Origin of the sequence: Brevundimonas sp. LM2, assembly GCF_002002865.1 — a bacterium.
Taxonomy (GTDB): Bacteria; Pseudomonadota; Alphaproteobacteria; order Caulobacterales; family Caulobacteraceae; genus Brevundimonas.
This window is the reverse complement of record NZ_CP019508.1, coordinates 3,478,930-3,502,495: the sequence shown is the minus strand read 5'-3', so window position 1 is coordinate 3,502,495 and position 23,566 is coordinate 3,478,930. Positions and strand designations below refer to the sequence as shown.

Genomic DNA, 23,566 nt, shown 5'->3' with positions numbered 1-23,566 from the left:
CAACTCAGGCCGCGGTGCCGTCGAGGACCGACTGCACCGGGTGGCGCCGCAGAACCGCCTCGACGATGTCCGGTCGATCGACGGGCGCAAAGATCCGGGGCGTATAGGCGATGATCTCGACGAAGCAGCCGAGGGCGATGAGCGCGTCGCGATCGGTGCGACCGCCGACGATCTCCAGCCTCCAGCGGTCCATGACACGGGATCGCTTGAGCCACAGGGCGCCCGACAGCGAAAGCTGAACGTTTCGGTCGAGCACCGCCGCTGCTGTCCTCCCCCCGTCCGCCCAGGTTTCGCCGACCGTGGTCAGACCCAGGGCCGTCTTCAGGGTTCGCACCTGGACATCGTCGAGAACCCGGCCGAGCCAACGCCGACCGTCCGGGGCCCGGACGCGCCGGACGGAGCAACCCTTGGCGGGCAGGCGGCCCCAGATCGGGAGTAGCAGGCCGGTCGCCAGGGTCAGTTCGCGGACGCGCCACGGATCGATCCGGGCGACTTCGGCGTCCCAGACGGATCGCCATTCCGCCTCACCGGCTTCCGACCAGGCGGACTCCTCGAAGGCCTTTTGTGTCATGACCTGATGCTGATCCGGACGCACCATTCGCACGGCAGCCACCAGCCGATCCTCTTCGGTCGTCGTCGTCAGCCCAAGCTCGACGATAGCGGCCCGGCCCGACCGTGCGTTGACCGCCAGACGGAACGCTCCGTTCGCGGTCCGGACCAACGCGTCCTCCGGGCTCAGCACGTCACGCCGAACCCTTAGCGAAAAGGTCACAAGAGCCGTCTCCGCGCCGGTCGAGACGTCGGTCCGGATCGTCTCCGCCTGGAGCACCTCCAGCTCCTCGGCATCGATGTCCTCCAGGCCCCGATCCAGATCGCCCGACGCCGCCGCCCGTTCCAGAAGCCCGCCGAGAATGCGGTCGAAATCCGCGAACAGGGCGTTCTGGTCTGCGATGCGCAAAGCCAGCAGCCGATTGAGGAAGGTGTGGATCGGCGGCAGGTCGTCGGACGGCTTGAGGGCTCCATCGGCGTCGCGCAGCTTGAGACCCGTCCTCGTCTCGAAGACCTCGAGCGTCATGGAGGAGAGTTCGCCGAACCCGAGCGCGCCATAGAAGACCAGGAGCGCCCGCCGCGCCCATGGACTTTCGAGATTGTCCTCGGCCCGGAACAGTCCGGCGCCGGCGGTCCGGCGTTCGCCCCGGGTCAGGGCACCCAGGGAGTCCAGCCGGCGGGCGATGGTCGAGGTGAACCGCTTCTCGCCGTGAATGTCGGTCGTCACCGGCCGGAACAAAGGCGCGCTGGCCTGATGGGTGCGGTGGCTGCGGCCGAGACCCTGGATGGCGGCGTCGGCCCTCCAGCCGGGCTCGACGAGATAGTGGACGCGGCGCTGCTGGTTCTGAACCGAGAGGTCGGCATGGTAGCTGCGTCCGGTGCCGCCCGCGTCCGAAAAGACGAGGACCCGCTTTCGGCCGGACATGAAGGCTTCGGTTTCCGAGCGGGCCGCCGAGGCGCCGCGCCGCTCGACGAGACGCCGCCCGTCGCGCATCACGATCCGTCGTGACCGTCCGGTGATCTCGGCGACAACATCGGTTCCGAAGGCGTCGAGGACTGCGTCGAGCACGCCCGGCACGGCAGGAAGGCAGGCCATGCGCTCGATCAAGGCCTGGCGTCGCCGCAGGGCCTCCTGACTGACCGCCGGACGTCCATCCACCATTACCGGCACGAGGGTAACGCCTCCGTCATCGCTCTCGATCGCATCCATCAGGGTGATCGGAAAAGCTTCGCGCAGATAGTCGAGGACGTATTCGCGCGGGGTCAGGTCGATCGTCAGGTTGTTCCATTCCTCGGGCGGGATCGACGCCAGCCGACGCTCCATCACGGCCTCGTTGGTCGAGACGATCTGGACTACGGCGGAGCGGTTGTGCGCCAGGTCCTCGCGGATCGCGGCGGTCAGGGTCGGCGCCTTCAACCCCGCCAGCAGGTGACCGAAGAACCGTAGCTTGGCACCCTCGAATGCGGAATGAATGGCCGAGGCGGCCTGACCGCTCCGCGCCTTGCCCTCCTCATCGTTGACGCCCGTCGCCTTGAGGGCCTCGGCCAGATTGGCGTGGATCAGCTGGAAGGCGTCCGCCCAGGCGTCCCAGATGGCGATGTCGCCTTCCGTCAGGTCGTGGCGCAGCGGCTCGTATTCGACGCCCTCGAACGACAGGCTGCGCGCCACATAGAGACCGAGAGCCTTGAGCTCGCGCGCGACCAGTTCCATGGCCGCGACCCCGCCCTTGTCCATGGCGTCGAGGAAGTCATCGCGGGAGACGAATGGGGCGTCAGGACCGCCCCAGAGACCGAGCCGCGACGCATAGGCCAGGTTCTCCGCCGTCGTGGCGCCGGTGGCCGAAACATAGAGGACGCGGGCCCTTGGCAGGCGGTTCTGCAGGGCGAGGCCCGCCATGCCTTGCAGGGACGCCTTTCGCGTGCCGCGCGCGCCCTTTCCGCCACCCGCCGCGTTGGCCATGGCGTGGGCCTCGTCGAAGGCGATGACGCCGTCGAAGTCCTCGCCCAGCCAGGCGACGATCTGGTCGAGCCGCGAGACCTTCTCGCCGCGCGCCGGCTGTCTCAGCGTCGCATAGGTGGTGAACATCACGCCGCGGTCCATGCGGACGCCTTGGCCCAGTTTCCAGCTGTTGAGCGGCACGATGTCGTGGGCACCCCCGCCGATGGCGCTCCAGTCCCGCCGCGCATCGTCCAGGAGCGCGTCGTTCCTGGACAGCCAGAGCGCACGGGTTCGACCCTGCGCCATGTTGTCGGCGATCACGGCCGCGATCTGGCGACCCTTGCCGCACCCGGTGCCGTCGCCGAGGAAGAAGCCGCGCCGCAGCTGGAAGCTCCCGTCGCGGTCCTCGGCCGACAGGGCGAGCTGGTGGGGGCCTTCGGTGCGCGCCCACCAGGCGGCCAGGAGTCCCGCGTGCGCTTCTCCGGCGTAGATCACCGTCTCGGCCTGAGCGTCCGAGAGACGGCCCTCGGCGCACACGGCAGGTGGAAGGATGGGACGGTAGGTGGGCGCGGGCGGCGCCACCGAAGCCATGGGGCCGGACTCGACAAGCGGGGAGGGATGCGGCCTCGCGGTCTGCAGGACGATCCGCGCCAGCGCGTGCGCCTGGTAGAGGCCGACGTCGCGGCCCTCGCCGGTCCAGCCGCGGGTCTCATACACGACAGGCGCCGCCCCGGTGAGAAACCCGAGACGGCCGGACGGCAGGGCGATCGATCGATCTCGCGGAGCCACAAGGGTGCCGGCGGTCACCTGAAATCTCTGGCGGGGCCGGCTGCCGCGACGATCGGGCAAGGCGGCGACCATCCCGGCGGCTTGCACCAGATCCTCGGCGCTCAGCTGCGGCGCGACATGCGGGTCCGGTTCGCTTCGGTCGAGGACCAGCAGTCCGGTGTCGACCGTGGTCCCGTGTTTGGCGAAGGCCCGAGCGGGGAAGGCGATGCGGGCGATCATGCAGCCCTTCGCCGCCAGTCGGTTCAGCAGGGGATCGTCGGTCAGGGCGGTCAGCGGCACGATGGCCGCTAGCCGCCCGCCGTCCGCCAAGGCGGCGAACCCGGCGACCAGATGCGCCTCCAGGTCCGAGAACGGAGGATTGCAGACCACCACGTCGAAACCGCCCGAGTCCGGGATGCGGTCGTGGATATGGCGGCCGTCATGGCGAGATCGCGTGGCCGTCGGAAAAAGCCCACCGAGCAGATCCGCTCGGCCCGCCGCGATCTCGTTGAGCGTCAGCGTCCCGCCGCAGGCTTCGGCGATGACGGCGATCAGGCCGGTGCCGGCCGAGGGCTCCAGAACCCGATCCTGCGGCCTTACCCGGGCGGCGAGCACGGCGAGGGCCGCCAGCTCCGGCGGCGTGGAGAACTGGTCGAGCGCGACCTGCGCCTCGCTGCGGCGGCTGTGTGTCAGGCCGAGCGCGCTCAGGGTGCCCAGCAGGCCCACGATCTCTACGGGCGCGTCCTCCAGACGTCCGATCTGGGGCGCGAGCCGACGGATATGAAGGACGCTGGCCGCCTCTATCGCTTCATAGGCGTCCCGCCAGGACCAAAGCCCTTCGGCGTCGGACCCTCCGAAGGTGGTGGTCATCACCGACGAGACCAGTCTGCGATCGAGCGTACGGGACCGGGCAAGCTGGGCGGCGAGCGCGCGGGCGGTCGCGAGGATGTTCGCGGCATGGTCCGGCCGGCCCGGGGCGTTGAACAGGGAAGGGGTCGTGCAAGCGGCGTGGGTCATCGCGGAGGCTCCTGACGCCTGGAGCGGAGGGCTCCTCCCTCTCGATCCTCCAGGCTCGCCGCCGCTCTCCCTCCCTCCCGGCTTTCGGTCGCCGGCGGACCCCGACGAGAAAGCCCGCCCCGACGGGGGTCGGGGCGGGCTCCGGTTCGAGGGCGGCACGATCAGGCGGCGTGATCCAGAGCGGCCTCCCCGGCGGGGGTGACCTCGAAGGTGCCGGTTCCCTCGTCAGCGTCATCCTGGACCGGATCTTCGACATCCTCGTCGGTGATATCGGCCCAGGTCTCGCCTTCGGGTGGCGCGGTCCAGGACAGGCTCGCGGGCGCCCAGACTTTTTCGGCCGCCTTTTCCTCGACCCAGGGGATCAGGTCGCTCTTCTTGAGCGCTCCGGCCCGAGGGTCGTCCGCGCCCATGGCCTCCAGCATGCCCAGCAAAAGCGTCTTGGAATGCGGTTTGAGGAAATCGGCGTCCGGCGTCCAATGCAGGGTGATGTCCGCGCCGCACAGCGCGGCCAGCTCGGCGGCCTCGGCTCGGGCGGCGCGTCGGATCAGGGTGGTCCGCTCTTCGCGAAGGTCGAGCGTCAGCGCCGTCACTTCGGCGAGGAGGGCCATCTTCTCACCGTGCGCGAGGCCGTGGATCCAGGCGATGACGGTCTGGCCTGACGCCTCCCAGGCTTCGCGTCGCCGGTCCAATCGCTGGCGAACATCGCCGTCGAGCGCCTCGATGACCCGTCCTCCGGTCGGATTGAAGGCGGATGCGGTCAGGGACAAGGCGGATCCAGAGCGCAGACCATGGGTCCGGATCGCCACCTGCCCGAACAGACGGGCGATCAGCGCGGTGAAAGCGGCCCCGGGATCGTCGGCGAGCGCGCGGATCAGCCCCCGGGTCGCGACGTCGGTGCGGACGGCATGGAGGCTGTGGTTGACCCCGTCGGTCTCGGGTTCCGGAGCGTCCGCCTCCGGCGCCGCGTAGACGGGCGTGATCTCGTTTCGGGTTTCGACGCGGCCTTCGATAGCGACGGACTCATCCTCGAGTTCGGGCTCGACCGGCGAATAGCATTCGATGTCGAGCCCGGTGCGGGCGGCGGGACTGAGGACGAGCGTGGTCACCCGCCGTCCGCGCAGCGCCGCTTGGTCCATGGCCAGTCTGGCGTGGATCATGGCGGTCAGGGCCCCGTTTACCGGCTGGGCCTCGTCGGTCGCCGAGAGAACCTCGGCGACCTTGTCCGCCGTGCCGTGAAAACGGTCCTTCAGATCGCGATAGGTCGCCATCTCCGCGGCGGGCAGCTGGCCGCCGTAGACATAGCCGGGGGTTTCGAGGTCGTCCGGAAGCTCGGGGCGGTCGCCCGCCGTGACGTGCACGGCGAGCCCCTCCGCTTCGAAGGCCAGGGCGACCTCGCGCACCCGCTCCATCCAGGTCCGGGTCAGGACGGCCGGATCGAGCAGGACCGGCGCCAGCTCGTCGAACAGATCGACCTCCATGCGGCCCCCGGCCTTGGCGTAACGGTCGGGGCCGACCAGCGCCCAGCGGTCGTCGCGCGTCGTGACCCGGCCGTCATCCAGGCGTTCCTTGATCCGCCAGTCCTGGAAGCCGTGGCCCTCGCGCGCCATTCGAGCCATTTCCGCCTGTTCGGCGCGGTCCGGAAGGCGCGCCAGCAGCTTGGCCTGTCGCAGGCTCAGCTGGCCCGATTTCAGCGCGACGAGCGCGTCTTCGGGAAGCGCCGACAGGGCCGCCAGACGCTTCACATCGACCTCGGCGTAACCGAGGGCCCGGGCCATCGCCGGGATGCCAAGCCTGCCCTTCAGCATCCGGCCGATGGCGGCGATGATGTCGGCGATGTGGACGGGGACGGCCGTGTTCGTCAGCAACACTGCCGCAGCCTGGCGGGCCGGGTCGGTCTCGATGAAGACGTCGACGAGAAATCCGTCGTCGATCCGGCCGTCCTCGACCAGATGGTGCAGGGCGAGTAGACGCCGGCGACCGTCGAGGGCCATGTTGGGTCGTTCCTTGCGGTTCCGGGCCGGTCGTACCGTCAACGGTTGCAACTGGCCGGCCGCGAACAGGGTCTCGGCAAGAAGCGGAATGTCGTCGTCGGGCGGCTCGCCGAAGCGGAGGTTCTCCGGCGCGATATCGATCTCGCGCAGCGGCACCAGGCTGCGGATGCGGGCGGCGGTGATCTGGAAGGGCGTCGGCGCGACGGCCAGAGCGGTGGTTTCGATGCGGCTCATGGGGTTTCTCCATGCGGGAGCGGGGCCGATCCCCGCGTCTCCGGCGCCCCGTCCCGCCCTCCCTTTTGCCTCCCTGGACCGAACGGTCCGGCCTCGTTCCAGTCCCCCCACGGCGCGGGCGGAAGGGCGATCGAAGCCTCCAGGCCCGCCGAGCGCAGAGTGTGGTAGAGCCGATGCGCCGCATCCTCACCGGCGGCTCCTCGATCGCCGGCGATCACGACCCGCCGGGCGGCGGGCGGGGCATGCCAGCGCGCCAGATTGCCGGCCGAAAGCAGCGCCCATCCGGGAAGGCCGAATCGGGCCATGGCCGACAGCGTCGTCACGACCCCTTCGGCCACCACCATGGCGGCGGCCGCGCCAGACAGTCTCACGGCCGAACCCGCAGGCACCGTGCCCACGGTCTTGCGTGGAACGCGCAGCCCCGTCGCCGGCCGCGCGCTCGGGTTCAGATAGGTCAGTTCGACGGCGGTGGTGGCGCCGTCGACGGACTGGATGCGGGCCATCATCGCCCGGCTGACACGACCCCCTGCACGGTAGACGGACAGGGGCGCCGCCGGATGTTCGAGCAGGCCGCCGATCCCCGAAGACCAGACGACGCCTCTGCATACGAGATGGCGGGCGACGAGACCGGTCGGCCCGGTGCTCAGCCCGGCCGACCAGAGGTCCCGGGCGACGGCCAGCCTCCGGGACACATCGTTGCGAGCCGGCGCGCCGCCGCTGCCGCCGCCGACGACCCGCGCGTCTCCATCGATCAGTCCGCGCCGCCGAAGATCATCCATGACCTCTCGCCAGTCGGCGGCGCCGAACGAATGGACGACCAGCCGGCCGTCGGTCATCAGCAGGGATACGGACCGATCGTGCGCCCCATGGCCAGGGGCTGGAACGTTGGCGCGAAGGCCGTGCTGATACAGGTCGCCGCCGAGCGTGCGGACGATGCCGGCCAAGGTCATCCGAGCGGTCCCAGGGTGCGCAGGCTCGCCGTCCCGTCGCGTCCGACGATCAGGTGATCGTGCACCTGGATGTCGAAGAGTTTGGCGGCGTCCGCGACCGTTCGGGTCATGGTGATATCGGCCCGCGAGGGTTCGGGATCGCCGGATGGATGGTTGTGCACGAGGATGAGGGCGGAGGCCGAGAGATCGAGCGCCCGGCGAACCACCTCCCGGGGATAGACCGGGGCGTGATCGACGGTCCCGAAGGCGACCATCTCATCGCGGATCAACTGGTTCCGGCGGTCGAGGAACAGGGCGCGAAACTGTTCGCGGGACTCCTCGGCCAGGGCGATGCGGATATAGGACAGAAGCGCCGACCACGAGGAGATGACAGGCCGTCGGGCGGCCTCGCACCTCGCAAGGCGCTCGCACAGGATCCGCATGAGCTTGAGGTCGGTCAGCCCGACCGGTCCGACGCCCACGCGGGCCAGTTCTGGCAGGTCCGCCGAGACGATCGCCGCCAGACTGCCGAAACGCTCGAACAGTACGCGAGCCATCTGGTGTGGATCGTCGCACGAAGAGCCGCGTGTGAGCAGGAGCGCGAGAAGGGTGGGATCGTCCAGCCCCGCAAGGGCTCCGATCTGCTCTGAGGCGTATGGATCCGGAACGTCGGCCGGGGATCGGGGCAGGGGTCTCATGGCGGCGGTCTCCATCGTCCGCTCCCAATCGGAGCGCCCGCCGCCTCCCTTCCTTTCCCCCGCGTCCCAACGGCCCGGAATGGACGTCGCCCCGCGGGCCCGTGTCTCGACAAGCAGGACTTGGCGTCTGCGGGCGAACCGGTCACCCTTTGCCCATGAAATGGATCCTCGCCCTCGCCGTCCTGGTTGTTCCGGCCGTCGCGTGCGCCGACCCTTGCGAGGGACGGCTGCCCACGCAGGCCGGACAGGGGTTCGGCGGGCTTGTGCGCTACGTGGGGGATGGCGACAGCCTGTGCGTCGGTGAGGCCGCGGACCCCCGGACCTGGGTCGAGGTCCGTTTGGCGGACTTCGACGCGCCTGAACTGCACAGCCCGACGGGCCGTGCGGATCGGGACCGGCTCTCGCGCTTGGTCCAGGGTCGGCGTCTGAGTTGCACGGCGGTGCGCGGCCGCAGCGGTCGGATCATCGTCTACGATCGCGTAATCGCCCAATGCAGGCTGGACGGAAGAGGATTGGGCGATCTGCTGCGAGCGGCCGGCGGCCGCGAGGGGGGAAACTGAGCCTCTCCTCGGGCGTGACCGTCCAGCGGTGAGGTCGCGAGAATATATTGGCGACCTGAGGCTGGCCGCGCGGCCCGTTCTGCAACGTCAGGCGAATATATTGATCCAAAGCGACGGACGATCGGCCCCGTCCCGCCAGAAAGCCGCCTGAATCGAGCCTCTCCCTTGGGCGTCTGTCAGCCTGTGGGATCGGCTCCATGTCTCAGATGCGTTTGGTCGTCACCGCCGTTGCGGTCCTCGCTGGCCTTCAGGCCGCGACCCAGTGTTTTGCCTGGCAGTTCGCGTTTCACGCTGCGCTGGGCCCGAACCTTCGGGCGGACGACGTGGGAGTCTATTGGCCGTGGTCGATCATCCTCTGGCGCCAGACGTTCGGGGTCCAGTACCCCGAGGCCTTCTCCCTGCCGGTCTCCGCCTTTCTTCTGGTTACGGCATCCGGGATGGGAGCGACCCTGCTGTTCGACGGCGCGAGCCCACGCCGGACCAGGGGCTGGGGCGGACTCGCAGAAGCATCCCGCGCCGGACTGCGCGACGGGGCGGGGTGCGTTCTGGGACGGCTGGACGGCAGACTTCTGGCGACGATGGATCTCCGTCCGACCTTGGTGACCGGGGGCACCCGCGCGGGCAAGGGACGCGGTCATGTCATTCCAACCCTGTTGAGCTGGACGGACAGCGTCCTGGCGCACGATCCCAAGGGAGAACTCTGGCGGGTCACGGCGGGGTGGCGCTCGATTCACAGCCATGCCCTGTTCTTCAATCCGCGGGACCCCGCTTCGGCGCGGTTCAATCCGCTCGCCGAGATCCGTCCCGGTCCCCAGGAACTGGCGCAGGTCCAGCGGCTGGTCGCCATCCTCAGCGACCCCGGAGGTGCGCGGGACGACGAAGCCATCTGGGACAAGGCCGCGTCCGAGATCATGGAGGCCGTGATTTTGCATGTGCTCTACACGGCGCCCGATGCGGACAAGTCGCTCCTCACGGTCCGCGCCCTGCTGGCGGACCTGGATGCGGCCGCCGACGTGATGGTCAGGACGCTGCACCGGAAGGACCCGGGCGGCGACCCCGAGGTGCATCCCTTCATCTCGACCGCCGTCAAGGGCTATGCGGCGATGCACGACCGGTTCCGCACATCGGTGCAGGGGACGGCGCGCAGCTATCTGAAATGGCTTGCGGGCGAGGATCTGGAGCGATCCCTGTCCGCTTCGGACTTTTCCCTCGGTGACCTGATGTGCGCGGAGGCTCCGATCTCCCTCTATGTCCAGGTCGCGCCCGCCGACGCCGTCGCCCTGAAGCCGGTGGTGCGGCTGCTTTTCTATGCGGCGGCCCAGACGCTCACCACCCACGAGACCAGGGACGACGCAGGCCGTCCGAAAAAGCGACGCCTCCTGATGCTGATGGATGAGTTTCCTCTGCTCGGAAGGCTGGCCTTCTTCGAGAAATCCCTGCGGCTCATGAGCGGCTACGGGATCAAGACCATGTTCGTGGCGCAATCCCTGAATGACATCGTCGAGACCTACGGCGTCAACAACACCATCCTGGACAACTGTCATGTCTACACCGCCTTCAGCGCGCTCGATCCCCTGACGCAGGACAAGGTCTCGAAGCTCACCGGCACGGTGCTGGAGCGCAAGACCAGTCGCAGCGGCCCGGCCGGCCTCGGCGGCGGCCGCAGCTCGGTCAGCCAGTCTCACGTTGAGCGCCCCCTGCTCGAACCCGGCGAGATCCGGGCCTTGCCGGATGACGTCCAGCTGACCTTCGCCGCCGGCCATCGGCCGCTGCGAACCCGCAAGGTCCAGTATGATCGCCAGAAGCCCTTCCGAAGCCGGGCCGACCTCGTTCCGCCGAACCAGCTGCTGCGGATCGACAGCCCGGGCGCGCCGCCTCATCCCTGGGCGGGGCGACGCAGTTTCGGCGAGGACCCCGAGGCGGCGCTGCCGCTGTTCAAGGAGGTCGAGGCCGCCATCCATGACAAGCGTGTCGCGGCCAGGGCGGCCGAGACCTACGAACGGATCTCGACCGCCTACGCCGCCGAACAGGCGATCCTCGACGGCCTTCAGGGAGATTCCGATGGCCGGGCCTGACGCCACGGCGACGCGGGTGCAGGTCTATCTCACCGACCCCCGGGTGATCGCCGCCCTCCAGCGGGAGGCTCGCACCGCCAACATCCCCCTCAGTCAGGCAGCGGGTCGGGTTATCGGCAAGGGCCTCGCTCGAAGCATCCCCGCCGATCCCGAGGATCGGCTTCTCCAGCTGGATCGGGCCCTGCGCGATCATATGCGCTCCACGGCCCGGGACGTGCAGATCATCCAGGAACTCCTCATCGAGGTCGCCCGGGCCTTCTTCCTTCGGCTGCCGGATGCCGTCACCGACCAGGACCCCGTCACCCGCGCGGCCGTAGACCGACGGATCGAGAGGCTTCTCGACGACACGGCGGCGCGTCTCATCGCCGGGTCCCGATCACAGCGCCAGCAGGTTCAGGGCGATGCGCCACGCCCTCCGTCAGGTGCGGAATGATCGCCCATCCAATCGTCGTCGAGCGCAAACTCGAGGCGCTCCGTCATGCCCTCGGACCGACCATTCTCGAGGCCTTGTTGGACCCGTCGGTGGTCGAGATCCTCGTGAACCCCGATGGGAGGCTCGTTCTCGACCGCACGGGGGAGGGGCGGCGCGACACGAGCGTCCGTCTCGACCCGGATGCCCGCGACCGGGTCGTCCGGTTGATCGCGGACTATGTCGGAGAACTGGTGACGCGAGAGACGCCACGGCTGTCCGGCGTACTTCCGGTGACGGGTGAACGCTTTCAGGGGTTCCTACCCCCGGTGACCGCGGGCCCGGCCTTTTCGATCCGCAAACGCCCCTCGGTGATCTGGGGCCTGGACGACTATGTGCGCGACGGTGTCATGACCGGGGCTCAGGCCGCCGCTCTGCGAGACGCGGTCCAGAACCGGCGCAACCTGTTGATCTCGGGCGGAACGGGATCGGGCAAGACGACGCTCGCCAACGCCCTTCTGGCCGAGCCGTCGTTCGCCAACGACAGGGTTTTCCTGATCGAGGACACTCCGGAGCTGCAGTGCTCGGCCTGGGATCTCGTGGCGACCCTCACAAGAAGATACCCTGTGGTGATCGGCGTCGTCGATCTCGTGCGCGACGCCCTGCGCATGCGTCCCGACCGGATCGTCATCGGTGAGATGAGGGATGGGTCAGCCGCGCTGGAGACCTTGAAGGCATGGAACACCGGCCACCCTGGCGGCCTGTCGACGATCCACGCCAACTCCGCGCACGAGGCTCTCATCCGCCTGGAGGATCTGATCGCGGAGGTTCTGCCGGCGGTCTCACGGCGCACCCTCGCACAGGGTGTCGACGTCATCATCCAGATCCGCCGCACGACCGCCGGCCGGGTCGTGGACGCCGTGCTGGAAGTGCAGGGCTTTTCGGATAACGAGTATCGCCTGGTCTGCCTCGGCTAGCCGGACGTCGATCCTTCCAAAAGCGGGCCTCCGACCTAAACCGAGCCCCCGGCAACCGTGCGTCGCAGCCTCGCGAACTCATCGCAGGATTGCTGGTGCAGTTATTTCAGCGGGAGTTCGAGGCCGCTTTTGACTCGTCTCGGTCATTCGGAAGGTCTGCTTTGGGGTGATCGCCATGACGCCACTTACAGCTCGGCCGCCGGACGAAAGGCTCTACGGTCCAAATGGTGAGTAGTGCAGGTTCAGCGCGTCTGAATCGTCGATAGCAATTCCTTACGATGCGCGCCGATATGTCTGCGTGGCACGGAGGGTGAAGGCAGTGGACGAGTTTGCAAGGCTAGGCGTTCTGCACGATCAGGCCGTGCTCGATACTCCGCCTGAAGCAAGGTTTGATCGCATCACCGCGATGGCTGCCGCGCACTTCAAGGTGCCGATCGCGCTGGTGTCGCTCGTCGATACGGACAGGCAGTGGTTCAAGTCCTGCATTGGCCTTGATGTCCGTGAAACCGAACGCGGCTGGGCGTTCTGCGATCATGCCATTCAACTTGGCGCGCATGCGGTCATGGTCGTCGAGGATGCGACACTCGACGCGCGGTTCAAGGACAATCCCCTCGTCACCGGCGCGCCGCACATCCGCTTCTACGCCGGCGCGACCCTGACGACGAGCGAAGGGGTAAACCTCGGCTCGCTCTGCGTGATCGACACCGAGGCGCGTCCGGCTCCGGACGAGGCGGATCTCGCCCATCTGTGCGCTCTGGCTGATCTCGTCGTGGACCAGATCGACCTGTCGCGCGCGAGGAAGGACCTTGAGGACAGGCATCGCATCCTCGATCTCGGCGAACGGCTATCCGCAACGGGCTACTGGACCCTGAATACCCAGACCGGCGCCGTGTTCTGGTCGCCGCAGGTCTATGCGATTCACGGCGAGGACCCCGCGACCTATAATCCCGGCCTTGGCGACGCCCTGGCGTTTTACGTCGAGGAGGATCGAAAACTCATCGCCGACCTGATCAAGACGCGCAGCGAAAACGGCCAGGGCTGGGAGTTTGACGCCATATTGGTCCGCTCGGACGGCTCGCGCCGCAACGTGCGTTCGCTGGCGGAGGTGCAACGGGACACCACGGGTCGTGTCACGGGCTTCTTCGGCGTGTTCAAGGACCTTACAGACGAGCGCAGGGCCATCGAGACGGCGGTCGAGCAGGAACAGCGCTATCGCCTGCTGGCCGACAATGTGAGCGACGTCATCGCCACCTACAGTCCCGAGGGTATTTTCAGCTACCTGTCGCCGTCTATCAAAGAACTGCTCGGATACGCTCCGGAAGAGATGATCGGGCGCACGCCCTATGACTTCATGGTTCCCGAAGATCATGCCCGCATCGCCCGGGAGTTCAGACAGGCTGCCAAGACCCGATTGCCGCTCACCGTCGAATATCGAGCGCTGACCAAGGATGGCTTGGTTCGGTGGCTCGAAGCGCGATCCCGTTTCCAGCGCGATGAGAATGACGTCATCGTCGAGATCAACGATTCCGTTCGCGACGTCACCGACCGTCGCGAACGTGAGATGGCTCTGGCCGAAGCACGAGCGGTCGCCGAAGACGCCGCCCGGACCAAGGCCGACTTCCTGGCCAACATGAGTCACGAAATCCGCACGCCCCTCAACGGCGTGCTGGGATTCGCGGAGGTGCTGTCCAACACATCGCTGGACCACGATCAGCGGCGATACCTCGATCGCATCCGCACCGCCGGAAAGGGGCTGTCCGCTCTGATCGACGACATTCTCGATTTCTCCAAGATCGAGTCCGGCAAGATGACGACGGAGCGAAGGGCCTTCGACTTGAAGGGCCTCGCCGCCGATGTGGTCGACCTGACGCAGGTGAGCGTGGCCGGGCGCCTGGATCTCAGACTCGCCTTCGACGCCGCCGTCAGCCCCTGGATCATTGGTGACGAGCAACGCACCAGGCAGGTGCTGCTGAACCTGCTCGGCAATGCAGCGAAGTTCACGCACGCGGGCTCCGTCACGCTGAGCGTCGGCATGTCGGGCGGTCGACTCGACTTGAGGGTCATCGACACCGGGATCGGTATCGCGCCCGAAGCCCTCGCCCGTCTCTTTCAGGGCTTCACCCAGGCCGACACGGCGGTCGGCCGCAGGTATGGCGGGACCGGTCTGGGGCTCAACATCAGCCGATCCCTCGCCCGCCTGATGCAAGGCGACGTGACCCTGGAGAGCCAGCCCGACGTCGGGACCACGGCGATCTTCAACCTGCCCTATTCGCCTGCCGAGGCTCAATCACCCCCGGCAATCGCGCCGACAAAAGCCTCATCGAGCCGGCCCCTGCGGATTCTCGCCGTGGATGACGTGGCGACCAATCTCGAACTTCTGGAAATCTTGCTTTCGCGCGAGGGGCACGCCGTCGTTTGCGCCACGTCTGGAGACGAGGCGGTCGAAATGCTTGGCCGAAACACCGCGTTCGATCTCGTCCTCATGGATGTGCAGATGCCGGGCATGGACGGTCTGGCCGCGACCCGTTTGATCCGCGCGATGGACAACGGGGCGCAAGACATTCCCGTGGCCGCCCTGACCGCGAACGTACTGGCAGATCAGATAGAGGCCTGTCGCGCTGCCGGAATGGACGACCATCTCGGCAAGCCCATCAAGGTGGAGGACCTCTTGGGCCTGCTTTCCCGCGTGGCCGGGTTGCACGATCGCTCGCCTGCGAAGGCCCCGGAAGACAGCATCACGCAGGACCCTCTTGCAGAGCTGAAAGCGCGGTACAGGGCGCAAATGGATACGTTCGCGGGCGAGTTCGCCCGCCTCCGCGCCTTGCCTTCCGACCGTAGAGCCGACGCCATGGCGGCCTATAGCCACTCCATCGCAGGAACGGCAGGCAGCTTTGGCTTCATGGGGGTTTCCAGCGCCGCTTTCGATCTTGAAGCGGCTGCCAAACGGTGCCGCGATCTGGGCGCAGAAACCGAACTGCTCGATACGTTTATCCGTGAGCTGATAAATCAGATAGCGATCGCGTGAAAGTTGCTATAGTAAACGACGTTCTGTAGCCGGGGGCGTAGTCCGACCATCGCTGTGAGTTCGTCCGTGTCGAAATGCATTGTCGTCGAGGACGACCCCTTCTGGTCCTCCGAAATCAGCGCGGCCCTGGTGTCGGCGGATGTTGAAGTGATCCACGCCGTAGATGGTCGTCAGGCGTTGGCTATGGCTCGCCGGCATCCTGACGCCAGCATGGTGCTGGATATCATCCTGCCTGAAGTCGACGGCGTTGAGGTGCTGCTGCAGTTGGGCGCAATTGCGCCGGACATGGCCGTCCTTGCCGTGACCGGCGGGGGGCGTCTCGGCCCTGCCTTCTACATGAAACTCGCAGAGACATTCGGCGCTAAGGCTCAGCTTGCTAAGCCATTCACTCAAGGCCAACTTGTCGAGAACTGGATGGCTTTGGCCGCCTGATTCTAGTTATGGATTGCGTCCAAGTGAGCACTCGCCATTCGATCTTGGTCATAGATGACGACCCCTTCATGCGAGAATTGACGCGCGTCCATCTGGAGAGCGCGGGGCATGTCGTGACCCTCGCTGACGGGGGCGCCGAGGGTGTCGCTAAGGCGCGGTCCCTTGCACCGGCCGCCATCATCATGGATTTTTCCATGCCGGGCCTGTCAGGCACGGACACGCTCAAGCAAATCCGAGCGGACCCGGACATCGCTGAGACGCCGGTCCTGATGCTGACGGCCTGGTCGTCCGACGCTAGCCGCCGTGAAGCAGAAAATCTCGGCGCGACTTGGCTGGAAAAGCCGCTCTCAGGCGATGCCTTGATCAATGCGGTTGACCGCATGATCGCCGCCTAGGCGCCCAGAGGTGTCTGGTCAGAAGCCGCAGCGATCTCATCAAGTCTTGGTCGTCGATGACGACCCTTTCATCCGACAACTTGCCCAGGCGATTCTCTCGTCGAGGGGGCAAACGATCACAGTCGTGGGCACCGGAGCCGAGGCCTTGGCGCGCATGGCCAAGACGCCGCCGGACCTGGTCCTTCTCGATCTCGGGCTTCCGGACGTTCCGGGGCTGGAGCTTCTGCGTCATCTCCGGGCCGCCCCCTCATGGGATAATGTCCGGATCCTGATGCTCACGGCCTCGCATGATGTGGAGGACATCGTTCGGGCGAAACAGGCCGGGGCGTCGGGATACGTCTGCAAACCCATCCAGCCCGACGCCCTGGCGGACATGGTCTGCGATCTGTTGGAACAGGACACGCTTCTCTGGCTGGACGACTATACGAGAGCCCATAAAGGATCCTGATTCTCGAAACCCGATTTTCACCTGTGCCCGCCAGATTGCTCTGCGAGAGGGGCCGTGTCGGTCCCAGTGAACGGTGACCCCACTTGCCCCAACCCCGAATTCTGGTTGCCGAAGATGACCGGTACCTAGCGGCTCTGGTGCGGCAGACCCTGGAAGGTCACGGCATGACGGTAACGGTAGCCCAGGACGGCGAAGACGCGCTTCATCGTGCATACAGCGACTGTCCAGACCTCGTGATCCTGGACGTATCCATGCCGGTGTTGGATGGCTTTGACGTGTTGCGTACCTTGAAGGCCGATCGCTTTCATCGAGACACGCCGGTCCTGATGTTGACCGCATCACGTTGCGAGCGGGACGTCCGATGTGCGGTATCGAACGGCGCCGCCGACTTCATCACCAAGCCTTTCCGCCCGGATCAGTTGCTCAAACGGGTCAAACGCCTGCTCGCAGGGGCGCCGGCCGCGACCGTAGCTGCCCAACCGAGATCGGTCGGCTACCTCAACTGCTAGGGTGACAACTCAGGTCCGGGTCGTTCATTGCCGCCAACAAAGAAGCCGAAGTTGAAAGATTTCGACCTGGAGCAGAATGTCGTGTTTCGGGCGCGGAGCGAACGTCTGCGTCTGGCGCTAGACCGACATTGGGATGGCTCTTACCGGGCCATGTCCCCAGGGGGCGGAACCCTACCCGCCGCCGCCGGTTGACCCTGAGGCCAAGCCGGGACGACAGGTTTGCTGTGACAAGGAACGGGAGCTGCGAGGATGCGGCGGTCGGGCCTACCAATAGCTCTCTCGCCTCGCTTAACGACGATCCGCTCGCCGTAGGCGAAGGGAGACGATCATGACGGACCCGTGCAGCCACTTATCGACGATACAAGACGTCACGCCGAGCGACCGAGGCTGCGAGGACTGTCTGAAGATCGGCGACGCCTGGTTGCATCTGCGTCTCTGCCGCGAGTGCGGGCATGTCGGTTGCTGCGACCAATCCCCAAACCGGCACGCGACCGCTCATTTCCAACAGACGGGGCATCCAATCATCGAGGGTTACGACCCGCCGGAGGGTTGGGGCTGGTGCTACGTCGACGAGGTGGAAGTCGACCTACCCGGCCAGACGCCGCAGCTCGGCCCGATCCCCCGATACTATTGAGCGACCTGCCCGATTTCTCCAGCGTGCTCGCCGACCGACGAAGTGTCGGGTGCCGAGGTGACGCGGACGCGGCAAGAGCCGCTGGCTGTCACGCTTAAGCCGGGCATATCTTTAGCCGGTGTGATGGACCGCAGCATGCGTGAACATACTGGTGAGAGTCAGCCTCAACTGCGCTAGATCGCTCGCTTCCTTATCGTCTGCGGCCTTGACGGTCCGCATGAGCGGCGTGAACGCCGGACCATCGTGAAGACGGAAGGAATAAAGAGGCATCGCGCTCGTCCGCGATCATCAGCGGATGAGATGCGAAGCTTAACGCAACGGTTCCGACTTAAATCTTCATTGAAGCGCCGCTGTAACGATGGAGATGAGGCCGCCTCGAAGGTGTCTCGTCCGACGCAGATGGGGCGCTGCGCCAGGCGAACGCTCGATCGACGGTCCGAACGAACAATATTCCTTCGACCTGTGCACAACCTGAATGCGCGCGTGGAGCGAGCAGCGACACCGGGCACCAGCACGGAAAAGCCTCGTGCACGATGGCGAGACCTTGGCGTCAATACTGAAAATGCCCGTCCCGGCGGGCGTTCGTGGCCGATCTGGCAAGTCGCAGATGAGTTGCCGGGCCCGCATCTCCCACTTGGGATGCCGACTCTGGCCCCCTTCGTCGTGACGCTATCGAACTGCAAAAAATATATTCCAAGTCATTGTTGACAGTCTGTGGGCAGTTTTGCTTGCCTTGAGTTGCCAGTGCATCCGTTTGCGCACTCAGCAGGATATTCATTATGCGACGTTTACTTCAACGTGGCCTTTTGGCTGCGACGGTGACTTGCGGCCTTCTGTCGGCGGGTCAGGCCTGGGCAGGTGGCTCAGGCATGCCCTGGGAAGGTCCGCTGCAACAGATCGTGGAGTCCGTGACGGGGCCCGTCGTCCAGGCCGCCGCGGTCATCGCCGTGGTGCTGTTCGGCGCCGGCGTCGCCATGAGCGAGAACGGCTCGTCGATGCGGCGCGGGCTCGGCATCCTGTTCGGATTGTCGATCGCCTTCGCGGCCTCGACCTTCTTCCTCGAATTCTTCGGGTTCGCCGGCGGCATGGAGATCGGCTGATGACCGGCGCGCCGCCAGACGCTCGCCCGACGGGCTGGGACCTCCCCGTCGCCGGCGCCCTCACCGAACCGGTGACGATCGCGGGGATGCCGCGGGACTACGCCATCGTGATGGGCACGATCGCCGTAGTGCTCGGCCTCGCCCTGCGGATCTGGTGGCTCGGCCTGCTGTGGTGGGTGGTCGCGCATGCGGTCGGCCTCTACGCCGCCCGGGCCGACAAGCGGTTCTTTGACGTGCTGCGCCGGCACCTGGCCCTACCCGGCCATCTGGACGCCTGAGGCCCGATCATGCGCTTTCTTGACGAACACCGACAGCGTCCGGCTCTGCTGGCCGATCATCTGCCGTGGGCCGCCCTGGTCGCGCCCGGGATCATTCTGAACAAGGACGGGTCCTTCACTTCCGGACTGCGGTTCCGTGGACCGGATCTGGAGTCCGCCTCTGACGCAGAGCTGATGTCTGTGCGGGCCCGGCTGAACAATGCGCTCAAGCGCCTGGGCAGCGGCTGGTGCCTGCACGTGGACGCCCGCCGGCGCGCGGCCGACCCCTATCCGCACAGCGCTTTCGAGGACGGTGCGGCCTGGCTCGTCGACGCGGAGCGACGGGCGCTCTTCGAGACGAGCGAGCCGGCGTACGAGACGGACTATCGCGCCGCCCTGACCTGGTTGCCGCCTGCGGACGATACGCGACGCGTCGAGCGCTGGCTGTTCGACGGCGCGGAGCCGGCCAGCCGCGATTGGCGCACGGCCCTGGACGCCTATCGTCGCGAGATCGCGCAGATCGCCGACCTGATCGCCGACGCCCTGCCCGAGGTCGAGCCGCTGGATGACGGGGCCCTGCTGACCTGGCTTCATGCCTGCGTCTCGCCGCGCCCGGTCAGGCTCGAAGCCCCGGACACCCCGATGTTTCTGGATGCCTGGCTGGCGGACGCGCCGCTTGTCGGCGGCGTCAGCCCGACCCTGGACGGTCACACGCTGAAGGTGGTCTCGGTCCGGGGCCTCCCGGCGAGCACCCGACCGGGCCTGCTCGATGCGCTCGGCGCCCTGCCGTTCGCTTACCGCTGGTCCGCCCGATGGCTCGGCCTGGACAAGGCGGACGCCGAGGTCGAGCTGGTCAAGCTGCGCAAGCGGTGGTTCGCCAAGCGGAAGGGCGTCGGGGCCCTGCTGCGCGAGGCGATCACCAAGGAGGAGGTCCCGCTCCTCGATACCGACGCCGCCGCCAAGGCCGAGGAGTGCGATGGCGCTCTGGAGGCCCTCGGGTCGGACGCCTGCGCCTACGGCTATCTGACCACCACCATCACCCTCCTGGCGCGCGATCCGGACCGGGCCGCCGAGCAGGCCCGCGCGGTCGAGGCGACCCTGAACGCCCAGGGGTTCATCGCCCGCACGGAGGATCTAAACGCGGTCGAGGCCTGGCTCGGCTCTCTCCCCGGCGAACCCTATGCTGATGTCCGGCGTCCTCTGGTCTCGACGCTGAACCTGGCCGATCTTCTGCCGGTCTCGGCCGTGTGGGCCGGACCATCGGGCGACGCTCATCTGGGCGGTCCGCCGCTGGCCGTGGCGCGCACCAGCGGCTCGACCCCCTTCCGGCTCGAGCTCCACGTCGGCGACGTCGGTCACACCATGGTGGTCGGGCCGACCGGGGCCGGCAAGAGCGCTTTGCTGGCCTTCCTGGCGCTCCAGTGGTTCCGGTATCCGCGCGCGCGCGTGGTCGCCTTCGACAAGGGCCGCAGCGCGCGGGCGGCGGCCCTGGCCGTCGGCGGTCGTTGGCATCCCCTGCGGCCCGGCGGCGATTTCACCCTGCAGCCCCTGGCCCGGATCGACGACGAGGGCGAGCGGGCCTGGGCCTCGGAGTGGCTCGCCGACGCCGTTCGGCTCGCGGGTCTGGAGCCGGTCCCGCGGGTCCGCGAGGAGATCTGGGCCGCGCTCGGCGCCCTGGCCCAGGCCCCCGCCGGCCAACGGACGCTGACCGTCTTCTGCGCCCTCGTCCAGGACAAGGCCGTCGCCGCGGCGCTCGAACCCCTGACGCTGAAGGGTCCGCACGGCGCGCTCGTCGACGGCGTGGCGCCGGACGACACGACGCCGGCGGCCTTTGATTGTTTCGAGCTTGAGAGCCTGATGGCGACGCCGTCCGCGGTCGCTCCGGTGCTGGGCGCCCTGTTCCATGAGATCGAGCGTGGTTTCGACGGGCGACCGACCCTGCTGATCCTCGACGAGGCCTGGCTCTTCCTCGGCGAGACTGCCTTCGCCGCCCGCATCCGGGAGTGGCTGAAGACCCTGCGCAAGAAGGGTGTGGCCGTCCTCTTCGCCACCCAGTCCCTGGATGATGTGGTGCGCTCCTCGATTGCCTCGGCCCTGATCGAGAGCTGCCCGACCCAGATCTTCCTGCCCAATCCCCGCGCCCTCGAGCCGGCCTCGGCCGATCTCTACCGGATGTTCGGCCTGAACCGGCGTCAGCTCGAACTGATCGCCTGGGCGACCCCGAAGCGATCCTACTACCTGCGCCAGCCCGCCGGGCGGCGGATGTTCGACCTGAAGCTGACCGGGGCGGGCCTCGCCCTGTGCGGGTCGTCGTCGCCCGAAGATCAGACCCTCATCGAGACCGTGCTGGCCGGACTCGATCCCGACGACACGCGTCCGGACCGCTTCGTCCGCGAATTCCTCAAAGCCAAGGGAGTGCATCATGTCGACAACGTCTTCGACAGCTTCGACCCATCCTTCGCCGATCGGCTCGCGGCCGAGTAGATCCGCCCTCGTCGCTCTGGCCGTCCTGTCGATGGCCGTGACCGCCGGCCCGCCCGCGCGCGGCCAGCAGATCGTGTTCGATCCACGCGCCCATGTGCAGACCAGCCTGCAGGCGGCGCGTCAGCTCGAGAGCCTCGCCAACGAGGCCCGTCAGCTCGCCAACGAGGCCCGCACCCTGGCGGCCTCGCCCTATAGCCATCTCGCGGAAACCTCGGCGACGCTGCGCGACATCGGTGAACTGGCCCGCACCGTGCGCGGCGCCGCTGCAACGCTCGAGGGGGTCCAGCGCCAGTTCGCCGACCTCTATCCGGACGATCTCTCCGGCGCGGACCTTCTGGCGCTCGGCGAGCAGCGCAGCACCACGGCGCGTCGGACCGCGGAGGACGTGGCCCGCTCCGCCGCCGAACTCGAGCGCCTGAGCGCGGGGCGGGACCAGAGGCTCAGAGGTGCCCTGTCGGCCAGCGAGGCGGCTGAAGGCCAGACCGCCGCCATCCAGTCCTCCACCCAGATGCTGGCCGTGCTCGCCGAGGATCTGGCGAGCATGCGAACCACCCTGCTGGCCCAGTCGCGATTGATGGCCGAGGCCACGGCTCGCCAGGCGGCCGAACGCGATGCGGCCGCAGAGGCCCGGCACCGGTTCTGGGGTCGCGCGTCGACGGCCCCGCGCGCGCCGTCCTTCGATCCCTTCAGCCACGCCCGGGACTGAGGCGCGTCCGATGGTCGGCCCCGGCATGGAAACCCCGAACGAGCTGATGGTGGTGTTCTCGAACACCGTCACGGCCGGCTTCGACGCCCTTCAGGGCTCGGTCAACGGCGTGTTCGGGCTCCTCATCGCCCTGGTCGTCGCCCTGACCGGCATCCAGTGGGCCCTGTCCCCGAACCGTGACGTGCTCGCCTCCGGCTTCGGCAAGGTGCTTCTGATCGGGACCTTCGCCTGGCTGATCAACGACTGGCAGGCCCTGTCCGAGACGATCTACGCCGGCTTTCTCGAACTCGGTCTCACCGCGGGCGGCGGCTCGCTGACCCGGGAGGAGTTTCTCAACCCGGGGGCCATCCTCCAGCAGGGTTGGGAGATCGTCAGGGCGCTCGGGGAGACACCCGCGCCGGTCGACAATCCGCTCGATGTCATGGGCAATATGGCCGACGCCCTGATCCTGGGCCTGGCGATGATCGGCATCATGCTGGCCTTCGCCATCCTGGCCCTGCAGATCATCGTCTCCCTGCTGGAGTTCAAGATCGTCACCCTTGGCGGCTTCGTGCTCCTGCCGTTCGGCATCTGGAACAAGACCGCCTTCCTCGCCGAGCGGCCGCTGGGCTATGTCGTCTCTTCGGGGCTGAAGGTGCTCGCCCTGGCGATCGTGGTCTCCGGCGCCCGCACGATCTTCGACCAGCTGCAGCCGTCGGCGAACCCCGATGTCTACGAGGCCCTGACCATCCTGGTGGCGTCCCTGCTGCTGGCGATGCTGGCGATCTTCATCCCGAACCTCGCCTCGGCCTTGGTGACGGGGGGGCCCGCCCTGGCGGCCGGCTCCGCCCTGACCGGCGGCCTGGCCGTCGCCGGGGCCGGCGCGCTCGCCGCCGGCGCCGCGGCCGGGGCGGGCGCCATGGCCGGCCGGGCGGCGGCGGTCAGCGGTTCGGCGCGATCGGCCTCGGGCGCCGCGTCCTCGGCCCGCCCACCGGGCGGCAGCGGTTCGCCGTCTGGCGCAGGCCCCTCAAGCCCCCGTCCGTCTCCCGGGACGCCGCCGTCCTCGCCATCGGGGTCCGCTCGCGCCCAAGGCGGAGTTTCCCAGCGCACGGCGTCCGGCGGGCCCGGCCCGTCCGCCGCGCCCCCGTCGCCGTCATCCCCTACCGGGCCCGTGACACCGTCCGTCTCGGCCGCGACCGGAGACGCGGCGGGCACCGCACCAACGAGCGCCGAGATCGGGTCTTCCTCTCGCCCCCCTGCGCTTGGGCGGGGGGAAGGCGGGTCCTATCCCCCGCTGCCGCAGGATGTCGCTCGTTCCGGGGCCCGCGCCCCGGCGAGTCGATCGGCCGCCCTCCAGGCTTTCTTCGTCGCCAACAGCGGTCGCGGCCTGATGCCGGCCGGCGAGACCAGCGGCTCCCTGTCCCCGTCCATACGCTCCGAGGAGACCTGAT

19 protein-coding genes are annotated in these 23,566 nt (G+C 67.7%); 15 read left to right on the top strand and 4 right to left on the bottom strand.

From position 1 onward, the window contains the following. Positions 1–4 precede the first annotated feature (4 nt). From BZG35_RS17125 to radC, 4 genes are all read right to left on the bottom strand, one after another. Positions 5–4,273: a bifunctional class I SAM-dependent methyltransferase/DEAD/DEAH box helicase gene (locus BZG35_RS17125; protein WP_077357541.1), complete on the bottom strand. Its 4,269-nt coding sequence runs from the start codon at positions 4,271–4,273 to the stop codon at positions 5–7. 161 nt (positions 4,274–4,434) lie between these two features. Further along, positions 4,435–6,498, bottom strand: a complete 2,064-nt coding sequence (locus tag BZG35_RS17120; protein WP_077357539.1) for a ParB/RepB/Spo0J family partition protein — start codon at positions 6,496–6,498, stop codon at positions 4,435–4,437. Then, positions 6,495–7,448, bottom strand: coding sequence for a toprim domain-containing protein (locus BZG35_RS17115; RefSeq protein ID WP_077357537.1), 954 nt, complete (start codon positions 7,446–7,448; stop codon positions 6,495–6,497). The genes BZG35_RS17120 and BZG35_RS17115 overlap by 4 nt, the downstream gene beginning before the upstream one ends. Continuing rightward, the gene (gene radC / locus BZG35_RS17110) at positions 7,445–8,050 is read right to left on the bottom strand and encodes a DNA repair protein RadC (RefSeq protein ID WP_256364159.1); all 606 of its coding nucleotides are present in this window, start codon (positions 8,048–8,050) and stop codon (positions 7,445–7,447) included. The genes BZG35_RS17115 and radC overlap by 4 nt, the downstream gene beginning before the upstream one ends. 230 nt (positions 8,051–8,280) lie before the next feature. On the opposite strand from radC, the gene BZG35_RS17105 reads away from it, so the two are divergent. The 15 genes from BZG35_RS17105 (at position 8,281) to trbL (ending at position 23,565) form a co-directional block, all read left to right on the top strand. Continuing rightward, positions 8,281–8,685, top strand: a complete 405-nt coding sequence (locus BZG35_RS17105) for a thermonuclease family protein (protein WP_077357535.1) — start codon at positions 8,281–8,283, stop codon at positions 8,683–8,685. 197 nt (positions 8,686–8,882) lie between these two features. After that, positions 8,883–10,760, top strand: coding sequence for a type IV secretory system conjugative DNA transfer family protein (locus tag BZG35_RS17100; RefSeq protein WP_253189216.1), 1,878 nt, complete (start codon positions 8,883–8,885; stop codon positions 10,758–10,760). Continuing rightward, positions 10,747–11,193 (top strand): hypothetical protein, encoded by a 447-nt coding sequence (locus BZG35_RS17095; protein ID WP_216351870.1) that lies wholly within the window; start codon positions 10,747–10,749, stop codon positions 11,191–11,193. The genes BZG35_RS17100 and BZG35_RS17095 overlap by 14 nt, the downstream gene beginning before the upstream one ends. Continuing rightward, positions 11,190–12,146: a P-type conjugative transfer ATPase TrbB gene (trbB, locus tag BZG35_RS17090; RefSeq protein WP_077357533.1), complete on the top strand. Its 957-nt coding sequence runs from the start codon at positions 11,190–11,192 to the stop codon at positions 12,144–12,146. The genes BZG35_RS17095 and trbB overlap by 4 nt, the downstream gene beginning before the upstream one ends. A 361-nt stretch (positions 12,147–12,507) precedes the next feature. Beyond that, positions 12,508–15,171, top strand: coding sequence for a PAS domain-containing protein (locus tag BZG35_RS17085; protein ID WP_150126087.1), 2,664 nt, complete (start codon positions 12,508–12,510; stop codon positions 15,169–15,171). A gap of 66 nt (positions 15,172–15,237) precedes the next feature. Next, positions 15,238–15,603 (top strand): response regulator transcription factor, encoded by a 366-nt coding sequence (locus BZG35_RS17080; protein ID WP_171982011.1) that lies wholly within the window; start codon positions 15,238–15,240, stop codon positions 15,601–15,603. Between the two features lie 8 nt (positions 15,604–15,611). Continuing rightward, positions 15,612–15,998 (top strand): response regulator, encoded by a 387-nt coding sequence (locus BZG35_RS17075; protein ID WP_077357527.1) that lies wholly within the window; start codon positions 15,612–15,614, stop codon positions 15,996–15,998. 10 nt (positions 15,999–16,008) lie between these two features. Continuing rightward, entirely contained in the window at positions 16,009–16,446 is a 438-nt protein-coding gene (locus tag BZG35_RS17070; protein ID WP_077357525.1) for a PleD family two-component system response regulator, read from the top strand. Between the two features lie 83 nt (positions 16,447–16,529). Continuing rightward, positions 16,530–16,955 (top strand): response regulator, encoded by a 426-nt coding sequence (locus BZG35_RS17065; protein ID WP_256364122.1) that lies wholly within the window; start codon positions 16,530–16,532, stop codon positions 16,953–16,955. Between the two features lie 328 nt (positions 16,956–17,283). Further along, positions 17,284–17,589: a UBP-type zinc finger domain-containing protein gene (locus tag BZG35_RS17060; RefSeq protein ID WP_077357523.1), complete on the top strand. Its 306-nt coding sequence runs from the start codon at positions 17,284–17,286 to the stop codon at positions 17,587–17,589. A gap of 779 nt (positions 17,590–18,368) precedes the next feature. Next, on the top strand, positions 18,369–18,689 hold the full coding sequence (locus BZG35_RS17055) for a TrbC/VirB2 family protein (protein WP_077357521.1): 321 nt from the start codon (positions 18,369–18,371) through the stop codon (positions 18,687–18,689). After that, positions 18,689–18,967, top strand: a complete 279-nt coding sequence (locus BZG35_RS17050) for a VirB3 family type IV secretion system protein (RefSeq protein WP_077357519.1) — start codon at positions 18,689–18,691, stop codon at positions 18,965–18,967. The genes BZG35_RS17055 and BZG35_RS17050 overlap by 1 nt, the downstream gene beginning before the upstream one ends. A 9-nt stretch (positions 18,968–18,976) precedes the next feature. Then, a complete protein-coding gene (gene trbE, locus BZG35_RS17045) occupies positions 18,977–21,430 on the top strand; it encodes a conjugal transfer protein TrbE (RefSeq protein WP_077357517.1) in 2,454 nt (817 codons plus the stop codon). Between the two features lie 31 nt (positions 21,431–21,461). After that, entirely contained in the window at positions 21,462–22,136 is a 675-nt protein-coding gene (locus BZG35_RS17040; RefSeq protein ID WP_253189215.1) for a conjugal transfer protein TrbJ, read from the top strand. Positions 22,137–22,146: 10 nt separating this feature from the next. Next, on the top strand, positions 22,147–23,565 hold the full coding sequence (trbL, locus tag BZG35_RS17035; protein ID WP_253189214.1) for a P-type conjugative transfer protein TrbL: 1,419 nt from the start codon (positions 22,147–22,149) through the stop codon (positions 23,563–23,565). Position 23,566: the final 1 nt, after the last annotated feature.